Annotated in this window: 15 protein-coding genes and 1 pseudogene; 5 read left to right on the forward strand and 11 right to left on the reverse strand. The window is 37.0% G+C overall.

The window, feature by feature from the left end:
* Positions 1-37: 37 nt before the first annotated feature.
* Positions 38-649: an alpha-ketoglutarate-dependent dioxygenase AlkB family protein gene (locus tag OL225_RS09125; protein WP_264518038.1), complete on the reverse strand. Its 612-nt coding sequence runs from the start codon at positions 647-649 to the stop codon at positions 38-40.
* A 374-nt stretch (positions 650-1023) separates the two neighbouring features.
* On the opposite strand from OL225_RS09125, the gene OL225_RS09130 reads away from it, so the two are divergent.
* Positions 1024-3633, forward strand: a complete 2610-nt coding sequence (locus OL225_RS09130) for a TonB-dependent receptor (RefSeq protein ID WP_264518039.1) — start codon at positions 1024-1026, stop codon at positions 3631-3633.
* 170 nt (positions 3634-3803) lie between these two features.
* Positions 3804-4100: a hypothetical protein gene (locus tag OL225_RS09135; RefSeq protein WP_052184587.1), complete on the forward strand. Its 297-nt coding sequence runs from the start codon at positions 3804-3806 to the stop codon at positions 4098-4100.
* A 56-nt stretch (positions 4101-4156) separates the two neighbouring features.
* Here OL225_RS09135 and OL225_RS09140 read toward each other — a convergent pair whose 3' ends face one another.
* The gene (locus tag OL225_RS09140; RefSeq protein WP_264518040.1) at positions 4157-4636 is read right to left on the reverse strand and encodes a MarR family winged helix-turn-helix transcriptional regulator; all 480 of its coding nucleotides are present in this window, start codon (positions 4634-4636) and stop codon (positions 4157-4159) included.
* A gap of 2 nt (positions 4637-4638) precedes the next feature.
* Complete coding sequence (locus OL225_RS09145) at positions 4639-5127, reverse strand: GNAT family N-acetyltransferase (protein WP_047375078.1); 489 nt, start codon at positions 5125-5127, stop codon at positions 4639-4641.
* A gap of 150 nt (positions 5128-5277) precedes the next feature.
* Between OL225_RS09145 and OL225_RS09150 the strand changes: the two are divergent.
* The 3 genes and pseudogenes from OL225_RS09150 to OL225_RS09160 all read left to right on the forward strand — a co-directional run bounded on the left by OL225_RS09150 (position 5278) and on the right by OL225_RS09160 (position 7467).
* Positions 5278-5841: pseudogene (locus OL225_RS09150) on the forward strand (BtrH N-terminal domain-containing protein).
* Positions 5823-6257, forward strand: a complete 435-nt coding sequence (locus OL225_RS09155) for a DUF4872 domain-containing protein (protein ID WP_264518041.1) — start codon at positions 5823-5825, stop codon at positions 6255-6257. Before OL225_RS09150 ends, OL225_RS09155 begins: the two are co-directional and overlap by 19 nt.
* A 322-nt stretch (positions 6258-6579) precedes the next feature.
* Entirely contained in the window at positions 6580-7467 is an 888-nt protein-coding gene (locus OL225_RS09160) for a C1 family peptidase (protein ID WP_264518042.1), read from the forward strand.
* A gap of 211 nt (positions 7468-7678) precedes the next feature.
* Here OL225_RS09160 and OL225_RS09165 read toward each other — a convergent pair whose 3' ends face one another.
* From OL225_RS09165 to OL225_RS09200, 8 genes are all read right to left on the reverse strand, one after another.
* Positions 7679-9094 carry an efflux transporter outer membrane subunit gene (locus OL225_RS09165; RefSeq protein ID WP_052184588.1) on the reverse strand — a complete coding sequence of 472 codons (1416 nt, stop codon included), beginning with the start codon at positions 9092-9094 and terminating at the stop codon, positions 7679-7681.
* 90 nt (positions 9095-9184) lie between these two features.
* Complete coding sequence (locus OL225_RS09170) at positions 9185-12331, reverse strand: efflux RND transporter permease subunit (RefSeq protein ID WP_047375079.1); 3147 nt, start codon at positions 12329-12331, stop codon at positions 9185-9187.
* Complete coding sequence (locus OL225_RS09175; RefSeq protein ID WP_264518043.1) at positions 12331-13518, reverse strand: efflux RND transporter periplasmic adaptor subunit; 1188 nt, start codon at positions 13516-13518, stop codon at positions 12331-12333. Before OL225_RS09175 ends, OL225_RS09170 begins: the two co-directional genes overlap by 1 nt.
* A gap of 1 nt (position 13519) precedes the next feature.
* Positions 13520-13975 carry a transcriptional regulator gene (locus tag OL225_RS09180; protein ID WP_047375082.1) on the reverse strand — a complete coding sequence of 152 codons (456 nt, stop codon included), beginning with the start codon at positions 13973-13975 and terminating at the stop codon, positions 13520-13522.
* A 115-nt stretch (positions 13976-14090) separates the two neighbouring features.
* Positions 14091-14603: a GNAT family N-acetyltransferase gene (locus OL225_RS09185; protein WP_047375086.1), complete on the reverse strand. Its 513-nt coding sequence runs from the start codon at positions 14601-14603 to the stop codon at positions 14091-14093.
* Positions 14604-14775: 172 nt separating this feature from the next.
* Positions 14776-15006 (reverse strand): DUF2007 domain-containing protein, encoded by a 231-nt coding sequence (locus tag OL225_RS09190; RefSeq protein ID WP_047375088.1) that lies wholly within the window; start codon positions 15004-15006, stop codon positions 14776-14778.
* Positions 15007-15067: 61 nt separating this feature from the next.
* Positions 15068-16393 carry an L-lysine 6-transaminase gene (lat, locus tag OL225_RS09195; RefSeq protein WP_047375090.1) on the reverse strand — a complete coding sequence of 442 codons (1326 nt, stop codon included), beginning with the start codon at positions 16391-16393 and terminating at the stop codon, positions 15068-15070.
* A gap of 114 nt (positions 16394-16507) precedes the next feature.
* Positions 16508-18058, reverse strand: a complete 1551-nt coding sequence (locus tag OL225_RS09200) for an aldehyde dehydrogenase family protein (RefSeq protein ID WP_264518044.1) — start codon at positions 18056-18058, stop codon at positions 16508-16510.
* Positions 18059-18285: the final 227 nt, after the last annotated feature.

Consider the following 18285-nt stretch of genomic DNA (forward strand, 5'->3'; position numbering starts at 1 on the left):
TTTTAATTTGAAATAGAATATTTCAAATTATCCATTACTACACTTCCCGAACCAAACGAAACGTAAGATTAATACGTTCCTTCATAGAAGTCACAGATTTAGCGATCCGATGTTCCCAATGTTCCTGCAAATCTCCTTTCATAATCAGCAATGAACCATGAGGAAGTGGCAGGCTGTATTTACTCTGGTGATGATCCTTTTTCCGGAAATCAAAATTCCTTGTCTGTCCTAAGCTTAAAGATGCTATTACCGGACGGCTGCCGTATCTGCTTTCTTTATCCCGATGCCAGGCAACAGAGTCATTATGATCCCGGTAAAGATTAAGCAATACAGAATTGAACTGATAGCCAAATGTTTCTTCTATTTTTTGTTTTAAAGAAAGCAGTTCGGGAGTCCAGAGGTTATTCTCCACTTCACCATTTCCTAATGGATAATCCGTTTTCGGATCACCATACCAGGCGGTTAAGCGTGGGGTCAGAACCGTTTTATCATACATTTTCTGGGTACGTTGTTTCCACGGAGCTGTTTCAAACAAGTGATTTTTAAGGCAGTCCGCTTCATCCTTGCTCAGGAAATGCTCTCTGTATTCCAAAAGATCTTTTGGAAATTCGTACAAATCTTCTGAATCAAACAAACTGAGCTGGGTCATTTTTTTATTTTTTAATAAGAGAAAAGTTTATACTATTGAAGTAATAAATTGATACAAATAATATCTGCAAATATATAAATAATGATACAAAATAAATCAAACCCTAAACACCATTAGAAAAAACTACATCCTGTTAGATTTTTAGATGAAGTAGATCATTATTTTTATTCGTTAAAAACAATCCTCTTTTTTGCATAATTCACTTTTATAACAAATTGTAAATTAAATATCTGAAATAATTAATACATCCAAAAAAACGAGTAATAATGCATTATATGCACACAATAGAATGTCACTTCGTCAAGATTTAATACTTAATTCAAAAATAATTATCCATCTTTGCAGCCTTAAAATCAAACACGCTAGTTTATTTCATGAGCATTACTTTTAAAAAGCGACTAATTATAGCGCTTGTATTACCTACGGCTGCCATATATTATGGGCAAAGTACGAAGGATTCTTTAGAGAAATCTAAATCTATTGATGAGGTTATGTTGGTAGGTAGAAACCTTTCCCAAACAGCCAAAGAGAGAAAAACACCTGTTGCAGTTTCCAACATTAAAGCAGCAGAGATTCAGGAGAAACTGGGAAACAGAGAATTCCCTGAAATTATGAAGTCTACTCCATCCGTTTATGTGACCAAAGTAGGTGGAGGATTCGGAGACAGCAGAATTAACATGAGAGGTTTCGATGGGGCTAACATTGCAGTAATCATCAACGGACAGCCGGTGAATGACATGCAGGGAGGTACCGTTTACTGGTCCAACTGGACTGGATTGGCTGACATTGCCAGCAATATTCAGATCCAGAGAGGGTTGGGAGCTTCTAAATTTGTAGTTCCATCTGTAGGGGGAACGATCAATATTGTAACCAAAGCTACGGATTCTGAGCAGAAAGCAATGGTTAAAGGAGAAGTTGGAAATGATAACTACTCCAGAATATCAGCAATGTACTCTTCAGGATTAAAAAACAAATGGGGAACAACCGTATTGCTTTCCCGCTGGCAAGGTGACGGATACATCAATGGAACAAAAGGAGAAGGTTACTCATGGTTTTTCTCAACAGGATTTAAACCTAATGAAAAGCATGCGTTCAATTTAATCGCTACCGGAGCACCTCAGGTACATGACACGAGAAGATCTTCTGCAACCGGAGCCAATGTGGCAACACTGCAGCAATTTGAAACTTACGGAAGAAGGTATAACCCGCAAACAGGAATGCTGAATGGTTCTCAATTCAATTTAGCACCTAACTTCTATCATAAGCCAATTGCATCCCTGAACTGGGACTGGACAATGAATGACAATCTGAAACTATCTACAGTTCTTTATGGTTCATGGGGACGTGGCGGCGGAGGTACCGGACTTAACGGTTCTATCAAAAACGCAGCCGGACAAACCATGAATTTCATGAATTATGGAGCAGGTGGAGATGGTACGATCAACTGGGATATGATTTATCGTTATAACAGAGGTGGTATGGTAACAGATTATAATGGAAATAGCTTCCAGAAATCAACCTTCACTGCACCTGCAGGCTCTCCTGGTGATTATAACGGACAATATGTAGCGACTCTGAACGGAACCAATGGAATCGTAAGAAAACAGAGTATCAATGCTCATGACTGGTATGGAGTAATTGCAGACCTTAATTACAAAAAAAATAACTGGACTTTCAATGGAGGGATTGATCTTAAAACATACAAAGGAGCTTTGTATGACATTGTAACAGATATGTTAGGATCAGATGCATTGTATGTTCCTAATACTGCCAATGCACCAAAAGGATATTTTATCAATCAGACTGTAAAACCTGAACCTCTTACGAAACTTAAAGATGCTCAGAAAGTATCTATTCACAACGAAGGTTTGGTAAAATGGGCTGGTATCTACGGAATGGTTGAATACAGCTCTGAAAAGCTAAGTGCTTCTGTTCAGGGATCCGTTTCCGAGCAGTACTACAAGAGAGTGGATTATATGTTGTATACACCAGGAAACCAGGAAACAAAATGGTATCACAAAACAGGATATATCGTAAAAGGAGGTGCCAACTATAATATAGATGATCACCACAATGTATTTTTCAATACCGGGGTTATTTCAAGACAGCCATTATTCAACGCTTTGTTCCCTTCAAACCAGAATATCTATAATGATGCTAAGAATGAAAGAATCTTCTCTGTGGAATTAGGATATGGTTTCAAATCGCGTTATATCGATGTGAACATCAATGCTTACAGAACGCAGTGGGATGACAGATTTATTTCAAGAACATTCAATGCTACGGCAGCAGATGTGGCAAAATTCTCTCAGTTAAGCCTTGGAAATGCTTATTTCTACAATGCTTTGAATGTAGGACAGGTACACCAGGGAATCGAATTGGAAGCAAAGGCAAGACCTTTTACTAACCTTAGATTAAGAGGAATGGTATCATTGGGTAACTGGAAATATAAAGGAAACGCTAACTTCAACATTCTGGATGTTCAAACCAACCAGGAAATAGCAGGAGCTACAGGAGTGATCAATATCAAAGACCTGAAAGTTGGAGATGCTGCTCAAACAACAGCGAGCATCGGAGCAGATTACAATATCACCAAAGCATTCAGTATTGATGCTAACTGGGAATATTATGACAAGCTTTATGCTCAGTTCAACCCGATCAACTTCCTTACCGAAGCGGCAAGAGAAAAAGGAATTGTAAAATTGCCTAGCTATCATTTATTTGATGTAGGTGCTTCTTACAAATTCACACTTGATGCGAAAAAATCTTTAACATTGAGAGCTAACGTGTACAACTTATTCAACAAATATTATATTTCTGAATTGAGCTCCAATATTTTTGCAGGTGACAAAATTGCCAATGGTCCGGATGCCGGAAAAACGTATCAGGAAGCTGGCAGAGTGTATCAGGGTGTTGCAGACGGTAATACAGGATTCCTTGGTTTTGGAAGAACCTGGTCTGTTGCAGCAACTTTAAGATTCTAAAACAATATTATCATTTCAATAATGAGACAATTAAACCCGCCAGTATTGGCGGGTTTATTATTAAAAACAATACTTGTTTTGGTAAAAATTTAATTTATATTGTCAAATTACTGAAAACCGTAATGATTAAAAATAAGTGTTATTTAATATTGCATTAAATAAATTATCTTATGAAATATCTACAATCACAAATGGTCTTTAAAGACTACAAATGGACAGCTAAAGCTGATCATGACAATCCAAAATTTATAGGTGCTCAAGATGCTGCTATGTTAAACAGACAAGAAGGATATGAAATGTTATATTTCATAAACAGCTTAGCAACAACCTGGAATTGGAATAATGCTACCGTTTCATCTTTTCAAAATTTGGAACGTATTATTAAAACTGAAGTTCCAAGTAATATCCGTAAACATGGAGAAATTAAAAGTTGGATTGAAAAACAATACGCAGGGAAAGGAATTTAATTCTTTATTTTAAAACTGCTGTTAATAATTAATCGGTCAATGCTATTGACCGATTTTTACTTTGAACTCTTCACCTGCAATGCCCTCTGATAAAAAGACTGACTTGCAATTTTATCCTCTGCTTCATCAATAGCTGCCAGCAGATTATTCTTATTATCGGTAATATCTCCCAGAATCTGTGACATCAGCTCCCATACAGGTTTCATTTTTTCAATAAGTGTCTGGCCTTTTGAAGTCAGTTTAAACAGTCTTTTTCGTTCATCCTGCTTATCTTTTTCCCATTGGATCAACTCCAGTTTTTCGAGTTCTTTGAGCAGGGTTATAGTGGATGGATGTGTGTACCCTATTTCATTGGCAATTTCGACAACGCTTGCAATTTCTTTTTTATAAATCGTAAAGATGACCGGAAACCATTTGAGCTCAAAATCAATTCCGAATGCTTTATAGATCAATGCTCCATCTTTTCTCAATTGTTCACTGAGGCGGTGCAGTCTGGTGGATATGGCAAGAATTCCTGCTTCGTTGATTACATTCATATTCAGTCAATATTTAAATGATAAAAAATATCATCAGCACTCATTAAAGGGAATTTTACAGGAAGATTTCCCTTTTCAATCTTCACAAAGTGATTCCTTTCGTAGAAACGCTGTGCAGCTTTCAGAACCGTTATGGTTCCCAAATATAAATCATCAATTCTGTTTTCGCGGCAGAAAGAAATTAAAACTTCCAATAACTCCTGGGCAATGTTCAGTTCTTTTCCTCTGAATTCTTTTTTAACAAACATTTTTCTGATCGCTCCTGCCCTTTCATCAAACTTAACCAATGCAATGGAACCTACCAGTTCACCTTCCACAAAAGCTCCCCAAAAGTTACCTCCGGCTTCCGTGTAAAAACTTTCAATCTGCAAAAGATCAGGTTGATCCTGGATCGTAATCGGAATATTAAACTCCTTCTGCTGAATCGTCAAAATCAGGTCTATAGCCTGTTCCGAATAAGAATTTCCTATGGGTTGTATCTGCAATTTCATAGTGATTGAATTTTAAAGTATAAAACTACGTAGTTAAATACATAAATGCAAATTGATTTTATATTTTAAAGAATTTTAACATAACTTAATTATAAAACAGGGACTTCTATATTTCATAATATTTATACAATTAATAACTAACTCAAAAACATGAAAATAGAAAATCTAAAATCTTTTGAGGGGCAACATTGCGAGACCACAGCAACAGGAACTTTATTGCTGCACCTCAGAATTGAACTTTCCGAACCTATGCTTTTCGGACTGGGTGAAGGACTTGGCTTTATTTATTGGAATATGAAAACAATGGACTTTCCATTTATCGGTGGGCGGGTAAAGCCTGATGTGCTGACAGGAAATTTAACCCAAAACTTAAATCTTGAATTAACGGTTAAGGAAACCTCTTCACAGCAAAAAGCCTGAGATAGGGTAAAAGCATTTCTTGATCATGGGCAGGTAGTAGGACTGAAAATGGATTGCTACCATCTGGAATATTTCTCAAACCCTTTTCATTTTGCAGGACATTACGCAGCCATTTACGGTTATAATAGTGAAAATGCCCTCCTGGTTGATACCAGACAACAGGGAGGTCAGGTACAAACATCTTTAAAAAGTCTGGTAATGGCACGTGCCGAAAAAGGACCCATGGCTTCTAAAAATCTGTATTATATCAGACAAAAAACAGACAAAAACCCGATTTGGAAAATGCAATATTAACTGCAATCAAAAATAACGCTGCAGAATATCTGAATCCTCCCATTATGAATATATCTTACAAAGGAATCCTGAAAACAAGTATTGAAATTATCAAATGGTTCAATACAAGTAAAGACATAGAAGGAGAATTTAAGCAAACAGCCTTGTTAATGAAAAAAGCAGAAACAGGAGGTGCATTGTTCAGGAATTTATACCGTGATTTTTTGAAAGAAAGCTATGAAATACTCCAACTCAATCAGATAAAAAAAGGTTACAAAGAGCTCACAGAAATTGCAGAACTCTGGACTGTCGTATCACAGCTGTTTGAAAAGGTAAGTGAAACAAAGGATATTCAATATATTCTTCAGTCTTCAGATATTTTAAAAACAATAGCAGCTAAAGAGAAAAGAGCTATGAAAGTCTTATCTACCCTTTAGCTGACAAAAATGCAGCTTTCTTACAAAAAAGGTATATATTTATATGCTTACTGCATGCTATTTCTTTCCTAAAAAAGTCACTAAATTTGAAAAAAAATAGATGGTAGTCAATTATTTTCAATATTTGCTGAAACCCTCTTTTTTATAATTTCATATGAAAACTCACAAAACAATGAATAATATCAACAACAATAAACAAAACGAATCAATAAAACAAATAAATACATAAAAAAGATTAAAATTCTGGTGTATTCGTAAAATATATTGCTATTATTTAAAAATTATTTATACTTTTGGATAATTAATTAAAAATAATGCATTCATGAAAAATCTAAAATTTATCGCTATTGTATTGGGAATAGTATCTCTGACTTCATGTAACAGAAATGAAGAAGAGCAAAATATTCAGAAACCAAACCAAGAAAATCAGACAATGCGTTCATTAGGAGCGGTATTGGTAGATGAGAATCTCTACAATTCGTTTGCTAAAGCTGATATAGAAGCATTAACAATGAAATTTAAAGGCAAATCAGCCAAAGTTCTGACAGCTTCTATACCATCAAGTTATACTATAACAAACACTCCTCCAATAGTAGATCAGGGACAGGAAGGCTCATGCGTTGCTTTTGCCACAGCTTATGCTGCTACAAGTATTCTGGAATATAATTTTAAAGGAATAACTAATCCAAGAAGTCCGGAATATGTATATAATCAAATAAAAATAAGCAGCTGCCCTAATGGAACTTATGTATCCCGTGGATTAAATTTAATAAAAAATCAAGGAGTATGTAGCTGGAATGAAATGCCTTATACAGATGTTGAGTGCTCTACACAACCTAATGCTTCTCAAAAAAACGCTGCAAGTACACATAAATTTACAACCTGGGCTACGGTAGATAAAACTAATATCAACAATGTAAAGACGCTCTTAAGTATGAATTTGCCTATCATCATTGCTATTACGGTAGATGGAAGTTTTGATAATTTAAGCTCAGCAGACAATTGGATATGGAAAAGCCATTCCGGTACTGTAAGAGGAGGACACGCAATTTGCGTAGTGGGTTATGATGATGCTAAACAAGCTTTTAAAGTACAAAACTCTTGGGGCACAGCATGGGGTGACAATGGATTTTTCTGGATAGATTATGCATTCTTTGCTAAGAGCACAAAGGGAGCTATTAATGAATCTTATGTAGCATATGTTCAATAAAAATGAAATTATAAAAAATTATTAAATGGTCGGAATAAATTCCGGCCATTTTTTTATGCTTTTAAGTCTGGATAATTTATCTTTTATAAAGAACTTATGAATATAATATCGAAGGGAACAATTTTAATCCACTCTAACTTTTTGGTTTTTATAAATAAAAAAACGTATGCCGGAATGACATACGTTTTATAATATTACAGCGCAAACACTATTATTTCCAGCCTCCGCCTAAAGCCTGATAAAGCTCTACAGCTGCTTTCATTTTACTGTATCGTGCATTGGAAATATTAAGTTCCGCATTCAATGAATTCACGCTTGCATTCAATACTTCAAGATAGTTGGCCATACCGTAGTTCACCAATTCCTGGGAATAGTCGACAGATTTTTTGTAGGCATCCAGCTCTTTTTGTTTTAATTCAATAAATGAGTCCTGTACAGAGAAAACCCTGATGGCATCTGAAACTTCTTTTCCGGCAGTAAGAACTGTCTTTCTGAAGTTCAAATAAGCAGTTTCCTGAGCAGCAAGACTTACATCATAGTTTGTTTTGATCTGTCTTTTGTTCAAAATGGGCTGAGCCAGTCCTGCTACTACATTCGCAAATAATGAATTCACACTGAATAAGTGATCAATATCCACAGACTGAAGTCCTCCGCTGCCTGTCAATTTTAAAGTTGGGTAAAACTGAGCTTTAGCAGCATTCGTCAGTTCAAAAGCATTCATTAAGCTGTATTCCGCTCTCATTACATCCGGACGGTTAGCCAGAAGCTGAGTGGGATATCCCAATTTTAAATCAATTGGAAGATTCTGTCCTTCCAGTGTAGATCTTTCAATAGAATGAGAAGATTCTCCCATTAAAAGACTCATGGTATTTTCAAGAAGCTGGATCTGTGTATCAATATCAATCAATAATGATTTGGCATTGAAAACAAGAGCCTCACTCTGCTGTACCGCTACTTCAGTAACTGTTCCTGAAGTTTTTAAAGCCTTTGTAGCTTCTAAGTTTTTCTCTCTTACAGCAATGGTTTCGGTAATAATTCTCTTCTGCGCATCAAAAGTTAGCAATTGATAATAAGCAGAAGCAATGGAAGATACCAGACTGCTTTTAACAGCTTTATGAGCAGCAACAGTTCCTAAATATGTGGCTATCTGTGCTTTTTCCTGTGCCCTTAATTTTCCCCAGATATCTGCTTCCCATCCGATACTTGCCGTAATGTCAAATTGGTTTACATAACGTCTTTCTCCAATGATCTGCCCAAATTGGGTGTTGATAGACTGAGTCTGGAAGGTATAGTTAGGTCCTATAGAAAGTGTCGGCTGATAGGCGGCTTTACTTTGTTTCAGATAAGCTTCTGCAGAATTGATGCTTTGCAGTGCGATTCTGATATCCAGGTTGTTTTCCAACGCTTTAGAAATATGTCCCTGCAGTATCGGATCTGTGAATATTTCTTTCCATGAAATATTGGCGATGCTGGCACTGTCTGAAGGAAGCATATCTGTACGAAATAGTTTTTCGTCTACCACATTCTTCGGTCTTTCATATTCTTTTCTTGCCATACATGATGAGATGGCTCCGAGTATGAAAACTGAAAAAGTGATTCCTTTTATGATGTTTAATAAGCTCTTCATTATTTTTAATTAGAAGTTAGAGTTTAGAAGTTAGAAGTTAGCTTTAGACTCGTCTCAAATTTCTAACTTCTAATTTCTTAAATCTTAATTTTATTCTGCTAAACTGATATCTTCTTTTTTGATAGGTTTAATTTTCTCCTGCAATGTTTCAAAAATCACATACAGAACCGGAATCACGAATAATCCCAAAACAGTTCCTATCAATAGTCCGATTGCCGCTCCCGTAGCGATAGATCTGTTACCTACTGCTCCAATTCCACTTGCAAGAACTAACGGCAATAAACCGAAAATAAAGGCGAACGATGTCATTAGGATAGGTCTCACTCTGGCTTTCGCTGCATTAATGGCTGACATTACAATTGTTTCTCCATGATGTCTTCTCTGAACAGCAAATTCGACAATAAGGATCGCATTTTTCGCCAGCAATCCCACGAGCATGATCAGGGCAATCTGGAAATAAATATTATTCTCCAATCCCATAATCTTCTGCCCGAAATAAGCTCCCATTACCCCAAGAGGAAGAGAAATAACAACAATCAGCGGAAGAATATAACTTTCATACTGTGCAGAAAGGATAAAATAAACGAAGATCAAACTTAGCCCAAAAATCAGAAGGGTTTGAGATCCTGAGTTTAATTCTTCTCTGGTTAACCCTGTAAATTCTACTGCATAGTTTTGATTCAGGGTTTCATCGGCCACCTGCTGTACAGCAGTAATTGCATCCCCGGAACTGTATCCGTCAGAGTTTGCTCCTGTCACTTTCACGGAAGTAAACAGGTTATAACGGCTTACAGATTGTGGTCCATATGCTTTTGTCAATGTTACAAACTGTGAGATCGGAGACATGATACCTGATCCTGTTCTGACATAAAGCTGATTCAGATTTTCGATGTTTTTTCTGTTTTCAGGAAGAGCCTGAACCATAACCCTGAACTGTTTTCCATACTTGGTAAAGTCGGCAGTATAAATACCTCCAATATACCCCTGCATGGTAGCCAGAATATCATTTACAGAAACCCCAAGCTGCTTGCTCAGCGGAACATTAATTTCCATCTGATACTGAGGATATTTAGTATTGAATGAAGTCTGTGCAAACTGAATTTCCGGTCTCTGCATCAGCTTCCCGATGAATTCATTGGTTTTAGCATCCAGATCCGCATATTCTCCACCTGACTTGTCCAGCAATACCATTTCAAAACCTGCACTGTTACCAAATCCCGGTACACTTGGCGGTTGGAAGAATACCACTTTGGCATCAGGAACAGATCCTACGATTCCAAATAATTTTTTGGTAATATCTTCAGAAGTCTGTCCGTCTTTTTTTCTTTCTTCGAATGGTTTTAGTTTCACAAAGGCAAGACCGTTGTTACTTCCGTTTCCGGATAAGAATCCTCTACCCGTAGAAATTGTTACATTCTGTACCCCCGGAACTTTCAATGCTTTTGCCTGAAGTGTTTTCAAAGCATTATACGTTCTTTCCATAGAAGCCCCCGGAGGAAGCTGAACATCTGTAAAGATAATCCCTCTGTCTTCTGTAGGTACAAAACCTTTCTTCATAGTGCTGCTTGCCCAGAATAAGATCCCTCCGGTAACAGCAAAAATAATTAAGGTAACCCATTTATGTCTTAACAAGAATACAAATCCTCTTCCGTAACGCTCAGTAGTTGTTTTAAAAGCAATATTAAACTTATAGAAAAACTTCTGTAGTAGATTTAAATTTTTATACTCTTTATGATGCTCTGCATGAGGTTTCAGGAATAGCGAACATAAAACCGGACTCAGGGTTAATGCATTAATCGCAGAAATAATGATTGCTATAATCAGCGTAATACCAAACTGTTGGTAGAATACCCCTGTAGGCCCCGTAATGAACGTCACCGGAATAAATACTGCAGCCATTACCAACGTAATAGAAATAATAGCTCCTGTAATCTCATCCATTGCTTCTACTGTCGCTTTTTTAGCATCTGAAATACCATGTTCCATCTTGGCATGAACAGCCTCGACGACGACGATGGCATCATCCACTACAATACCAATCGCCAGTACCAATGCAAAAAGGGTTAACAAGTTTAGTGAATATCCGAAAAGATTCAGGAAGAAGAACGCCCCTACAATAGATACCGGAACCGCGATGGCCGGGATCAGCGTAGATCTGAAGTCCTGAAGGAAAATATATACTACAATAAATACCAGAATGAAGGCTTCGATCAGGGTGTGTACTACCTTTTCAATAGAAGCTTCCAGGAATTCGTTGGTATCAAAGTTGAAAGTATACTTTACGCCCTTTGGAAAAGTTCCTTCGGCTGATTTCAGATAGGTTTTGATATTTTTAATAATCTCCTGTGCGTTGGATCCCGGAGTCTGGAAGATCCCCATACTGATGGAAGGATTGTTTCCGTTCTCCCCGATTCCTGTATAAGACTGTCCTGCCAGTTCTACTTTAGCAACATCTTTCAGCATCAGATTTTGTCCGTTTGCCAGAGATTTAATGATAATATTATCATACTGTTCTTTATCGTTGAATTTACCTACATATTTGATGATATATTCAAAAGAACTACCGCTATTCTGTCCAATAGAACCTGCAGCAGCTTCTCTACTCTGCTCATTGATGGCATTGGTAACATCTGTAGGAGTTACACTGTAGGCAGCCATTTTTGCAGGATCCAGCCAGATTCTCATGGAATAGTTTTTACCACCGAAAACGTTGGCATCCCCTACACCATTTACCCTTTTCAGGTTTGGAATAATATTGATATTCAAAAAGTTCTGAAGGTATACGTCATCCAAATCTTTATTTTCAGAATAGAAAGACATATACATCAGGGCACTGGTCTGCTGTTTCTGGGTTACAACCCCTGAACGCGTTACTTCAGACGGCAAAAGAGGTGTTGCTCTGGCTACACGGTTCTGTACGTTTACCGCTGCAATATCCGGATCTATTCCCTGTTTGAAGAAAACCTGGATCTGAGCAGAACCATCGTTCCCGGCGCTGGAAGTGATATAATCCATACCTTCCACCCCATTAATCTGCTCTTCCAAAGGTACTACTACACTTTTCATCACCGTCTCAGCATTGGCTCCCGTATAGTTTGCGGAAACACTTACTGTAGGTGGTGCAATATCCGGATACTGTGTAACCGGTAACGAGATCAGTCCTAACACACCGAGAATCACAATCAAGATTGAGATTACGGTAGATAAAACCGGTCTGTTAATAAAGTTTTTTATCATTAGAATTTCGGTTTTATTGATTGAACAAGACTATCCATTTTGATTGGCTTTGGTTTCACTGCTGTTCCCGGTTTCAAACCTCCGATACCAGCGGCAATAACTTTTTCACCTCTATTAACTCCTGATTTGATAAGCGCTAAATTGTCGATTCTGTCAATAACATTTACAACAATATTTCTGGCCGTATCTCCTTTTTCTACTTTATATACGTAAACAATACCCTGTTGCTCGTAAGTAGCACTTTCAGGTACAACAAGAACATTATCATAATGCTGAGGGAATCTGATGGTTCCACTGTTACCATTACTTAATAATTTCTGCGCATTCGAGAAAGCAACTCTGAACTGGATGGTCCCCGTTGTAGGATCAATCTGACCGGTAATAGCTTCTATTTTTCCTTTTTCAGGATAAAGACTTCCATTGGCCAGTTGAAGCTCAACCATTGGTAAGTTTTTGATTTTTTCAGGCATAGAAGCTCCCGGAGATTTTTCAAGGAAATCAAAATATTCTTTTTCATTCATTGCAAAGTAAGCATAGATCCCAGACGTATCAGAAATCGTCGTCAGAGGTGTCTGATCAGACGGTCCTACCAAGCTTCCTACTTTCAACGGCAGCCTCCCGATCACCCCTGAAATAGGAGCACGAATGATGGAATATTCGATATTGGCTTCTACTCCTTTGTAATTGGCTTGTGCCTGTCTTTTGGAAGCATTGGCCTGTTGTAGCTGGGCTTGAGCCTGTGCCAGCTGAGCTTGTGCAGTCTGCAGCTGTACATTACTGATGATATTTTTCTGAACCAAAGGTTTTAGTTTATTTACTTCAACCTGAGCAGCATTTACAGAAGCCTGAGCAGCGGCAACACTGGATTCAGCAGCCCCGATTCCTGCTTTGGAAGCGGCCGCATTTTCGTTCAGGATATTGGTTTCCAAACGGAACAAAGGCTGTCCTTTTGTAACATATTGTCCTTCATCTACCAATACCTGGGTAATATATCCCTGTATTTTTGCACGTACATCATTGTTTACCCTACCCTGAATGGTAGCCGGAAACGTCTGATAACCCACTATATTTTTTGACTCCACGGAAACAACAGGATACGGCTTGGCACCATCCTGTTTCGGAGCTTCTTTTTTGCAGGCTGTCAGTGAAAGCGCTGCAATGGAAAGTATAACTAGCTTATTATTCATTTTATAGTTTATTAAGAGATTCCTGTATATTTTCTATGTTTTTGTTTAAAAGTGCTTTGTAAACTTCTATTCTTTCATTGTATCCATCGTCTTTACTTTTTTTAAAATTGTTTAAATCATCTAATAGTTTCAGTTCGTCCTGCATTTTCTGGACAATTTTCTCGAATCGTATTTTTTTGTATTCATCATTGATGAAAAAATACCGCTTACGCTCATCCATTTTGTTACGGTCAACAATAAGCTGAGCATTTAACAATAATGAAATACTGGTAGAAACGGAACTTTTGCTCGCAGAGAGCACTTCAACAAATTCGTCAAAAGTAATTCCTACTTTCTCATAGTCAAAAAGAAGGTAGGAATAGATTTTTGATGCTAAAGGGGGTAAGTTGAACACAATGCCATAAAATCTTACGGCATCCTGAAATATTTTCTCATCAATTTCTATACTTTGGTGCATATATAAAAATTTGAACAAAAGTAAAAATTAGTTCAGAACCAAACGAACAAACCTGATAGAGTTTATAAATACAGGCCGGTTTAAAAATTCAATGAAAGATGATTTAACTTTTTGCTTAAATTATAATCTTCTCAAAAGCTTTTCTCATGCCATCTCTCAAAAGAACCTCTCCGCAATAGGAATAACCTCTGCCTTCAAGGATTTTCAACATCGCAATATTATCATGATTGGTATCTACTTTAATACTCTGAATGTCATGAGATTTGGTAAATTCTTCAATGTGATCAAAAAACTTCTTCACCATTCCTTGCCCTGCAAATTTTTCATCCACAGCTACTCTGTGAACCACTACAAATTCACCATCACTCAGCCATGCTCCTTCAATGGTACTGTAAGCAGGTTCATCATTCAGAATCAGTGCTCCATATACTGCAATTTCTCCGTCTACTGTCAAAACATGTCCGAAACCTTTAGCAATATCACTTTCTACTGTCCCGAGGTTAGGATATCCGTTCTGCCATTGGGTACTTCCGTCTTGTCTTCTTCTTTCAATAGATTGCTGGATAATTTCCCAAATCCTGTTTCTGTCTTCAATTTGCGATTGTCTTAGTTTGATCTCTGGGTTCATGTTGTAAAATTTGATTTAAAGATTGAATGATTTAAAGATTAAAAATCAGAACAACTGTCCGTTCAGTCTTTGAAATGTTGTCTTTTAATAGTTTGTAATTAATTAAAAAACCGAAAATTAATTAAGATTAATTTTCGGTTCGAAGTAGTAAAATTTAAAATTATGAAATTGTTTATTGATTTTCACTTTGTTGAAGGTAAGCATCAATAATTTCAAATGCTCTTTTTTCTTCTTCCAAATCTACCATTACCTTCAGCGAAGTTGCTGTTGGTGTAGTGGTAAACGTAAGATAGTTATTTTCAACGGTATTTGCAATTTGTGCATCATCCAATTTAGACTTAACCAACTGAATTTCTGAAGGATTATCACTTACATAAACTGACACTCTCGTACTTCTTTCCATATTCTAATTGTTTGAGTATCTAAATATACGATGTTTTTTTTAAAATTACAAATCCCGGGTTTTAAATTTTATTAATATTGCTTTCAATTTTATCTAAAGCAAGCTGGATTTCTTCTTTAGTAACATTCAAATGAGGTCTGAAACGAAGAGACTGATCTCCACAAGGAAGAATGATCAATCCATCATTGAAAAGCTCATTCATCAAATGATTTCTCTGCTCTGCAGTTGGAAGATCAATAGCACACATCAATCCTCTTCCTCTTGCATTTGAAATTTTTTCAGGATATTTTTCAGCAAGGGCTTTCAGGCTTTCCAATAAGAAATCACCAACCACTCTTGCATTTTCAACCAGGTTTTCTTTTTCAATCACTTCCATTACCAGCTGGAAACGAAGCATATCAATAAAGTTTCCTCCGAATGTAGAATTGATTCTTGAGCTTTCTTTGAAAACATTATTCGGAACTTCATCAAACTTCTCTTTATTGGCTAAAACACCACAAACCTGTGCTTTTTTACCGAAAGAAATAATGTCCGGTTTTGCTGTAAAGTGCTGGAATGCCCACATTTTTCCTGTAATGGCAATTCCTGTCTGAACTTCATCAAAAATAAGTAAGATTTCGTTGTCATCACAGATTCTTCTTAATCCCAACAGGAATTCGTCTCTGAAATGATTGTCACCTCCTTCTGCCTGAATAGGTTCTATGATGATACAAGCCACTTTATCAGGGTGCATCAGAATAGCCTCTTCAATTTGAAGTAAAGCAAGGTTTTCATTTTTGATTGTTTCTTCAAGGTTTTCTTCTGTAATCGGGAACTTTAATTTTGGATTTAAAATTCTCGGCCAGTTGAACATTGGGAAATATTGATATTTTCTTGGATCAGAAGTATTGGTTAAGCTCAAAGTATAACCACTTCTTCCGTGGAAAGCCTGTTTGAAGTGAATGCAGATTCCTGCTTCTGTTTCTAATCCTTTTGCAAAGTTTTTGCGGGTTTTCCAGTCGAAGCATGCTTTCATTGCATTTTCAACGCCCAGAGTTCCGCCTTCGATAAAGAAAGCATATTGTAATTCTTCAGGAATAACCACTCTTTCAAATACCTCAAGGAAATGAGCATATTCTTCCGAGTAAACGTCAGCCAAAGTAGGCTTATTTACAGCCATTCTTCCCAACCATTCTGATCTTTCTACAAGGTAAGGATGATTGTATCCGATGGATGCTGATGCAAACATAGAGAACATATCCAGGTATTCTTTGTCTGTAAGTTTATCATAAAGCCATGAACCGTGTGATTTTTCAATATCCATCACAAAATCGAAACCGTCTGCCAACACGTGTTTTCCTACTGTTTCTTTTACTTTATTTGCTTTTATATCTAATGTTTGTTCCATAATAAATTTGTAGTGTGATTTAATAAGTGAATGATTAAATGGTCCAGAGAATGAAACATTTAATCATTCAGGTTATTAAGTTTTATGTTTTTTTGAGTGCTTTAAGTAAAGCTTTTATAAATCAAATTTAATTCCTTGTGCTAAAGGAAGTTGAGCAGTATAATTTATAGTATTGGTTTGTCTTCTCATATAGTACTTCCAAGCGTCTGATCCGGACTCTCTTCCTCCTCCGGTTTCTTTTTCACCACCGAAAGCTCCACCAATTTCAGCACCGGAAGTTCCGATATTTACATTGGCAATACCACAGTCTGAACCTGCGTGAGAAAGGAATAATTCTGCTTCTCTTAAGTTCTGGGTCATGATTGCAGAAGATAATCCTTGTGGAACATCATTCTGAATAGCAATAGCTTCTTCCAGTGTTTTGTATTTAATCAGATATAAGATCGGTGCAAATGTTTCATGCTGAACAATCTCATAAGAGTTTTTCACTTCTGCAACGCAAGGTTTCACATAGCATCCGGATTCGTACTCTTTTCCATTTAAAACTCCGCCTTCAACAACGAATTTACCACCTTCTTTTTTACATTTCTTAATGGCTTCTTCGTATTGGTTTACAGCGTCAGTATCAATCAGAGGACCTACATGGTTATTTTCATCCAATGGATTTCCGATTTTCAGCTGCCCGTAAGCTTTTGTCAATCTTGTTTTCACTTCATTGTATACACTTTCGTGAATGATAAGTCTTCTTGTAGAAGTACATCTCTGACCTGCAGTTCCTACAGCTCCAAAAACAGCTCCGATGATCGACATGTCGATATCAGCTTCTTTCGTAATGATAATAGCATTGTTTCCACCTAATTCAAGGATAGATTTCCCGAATCTTTCTGCTACTTTAGAAGAAACCATTCTTCCTACTCTTGTAGATCCTGTGAAAGATACAAGCGCAACTTTTTTATCATCTACCAGTTTCTGTCCGATTTCGTGGTCTGAAACCAATACACTTGAAACTCCTTCAGGAAGGTTATTTTCCTTTATAACCTCCATCATGATATTCTGGCATGCAATAGCACAAAGCGGTGTTTTTTCAGATGGCTTCCAGATGGTAACGTTACCACAGATCCAGGCCAATGCTGTATTCCATGACCATACGGCTACCGGGAAGTTGAATGCAGTAATGATTCCTACTACTCCCAGCGGATGATACTGTTCGTACATTCTGTGCCCAGGTCTTTCAGAGTGCATGGTGTACCCCTGAAGTTGTCTTGAAAGTCCTACAGCGAAGTCACAGATATCAATCATCTCCTGAACTTCTCCAAGTCCTTCCTGTAATGATTTACCCATTTCGTAGGAAACAAGCTTACCAAGATCTTCTTTATATTCTCTTAATTTTAAGCCCAGCTGTCTTACGATCTCACCTCTTTTGGGAGCCGGGATCAGCCTAAATTCCTGAAACGCCTTTTGAGCAGTTTCAATTACTTTGTCATAATCACTTTCTCCGGAAGTTTTTACTTTAGCGATCAACTTTCCGTCCACAGGAGAAATGCTTTCTATCACTTTTCCTGAAGCGAAATATTTTCCGCCCACTGAAGTCCCTTTGTTCTCTTCTTTAATACCAAGGTTTTTGAGTGTTTTTTCGATTCCGAAATCCTTTACTTTTTTTGACATAAAATCTTACTTTTCGTTCTCTCTAAAGATAAAAATATTATGCGAACCTCAAAACTTTAATTTTTAATGTGTTTTTTATTTGGACTAATTATAAACATGCTTATCTTTGCAGGGTAATCATTTTGATAATCACCAAATGGAAAATTCACAAGAAAATAACTCAAAGCTTAAGAAGTGGTTCAAGCGTGTGGGATGGGCAGGACTTGCTTTCTTTACCATTAAAGGCT

Origin of the sequence: Chryseobacterium viscerum, from assembly GCF_025949665.1 — a bacterium.
In the GTDB taxonomy this organism is placed as follows: domain Bacteria; phylum Bacteroidota; class Bacteroidia; order Flavobacteriales; family Weeksellaceae; genus Chryseobacterium; species Chryseobacterium viscerum_A.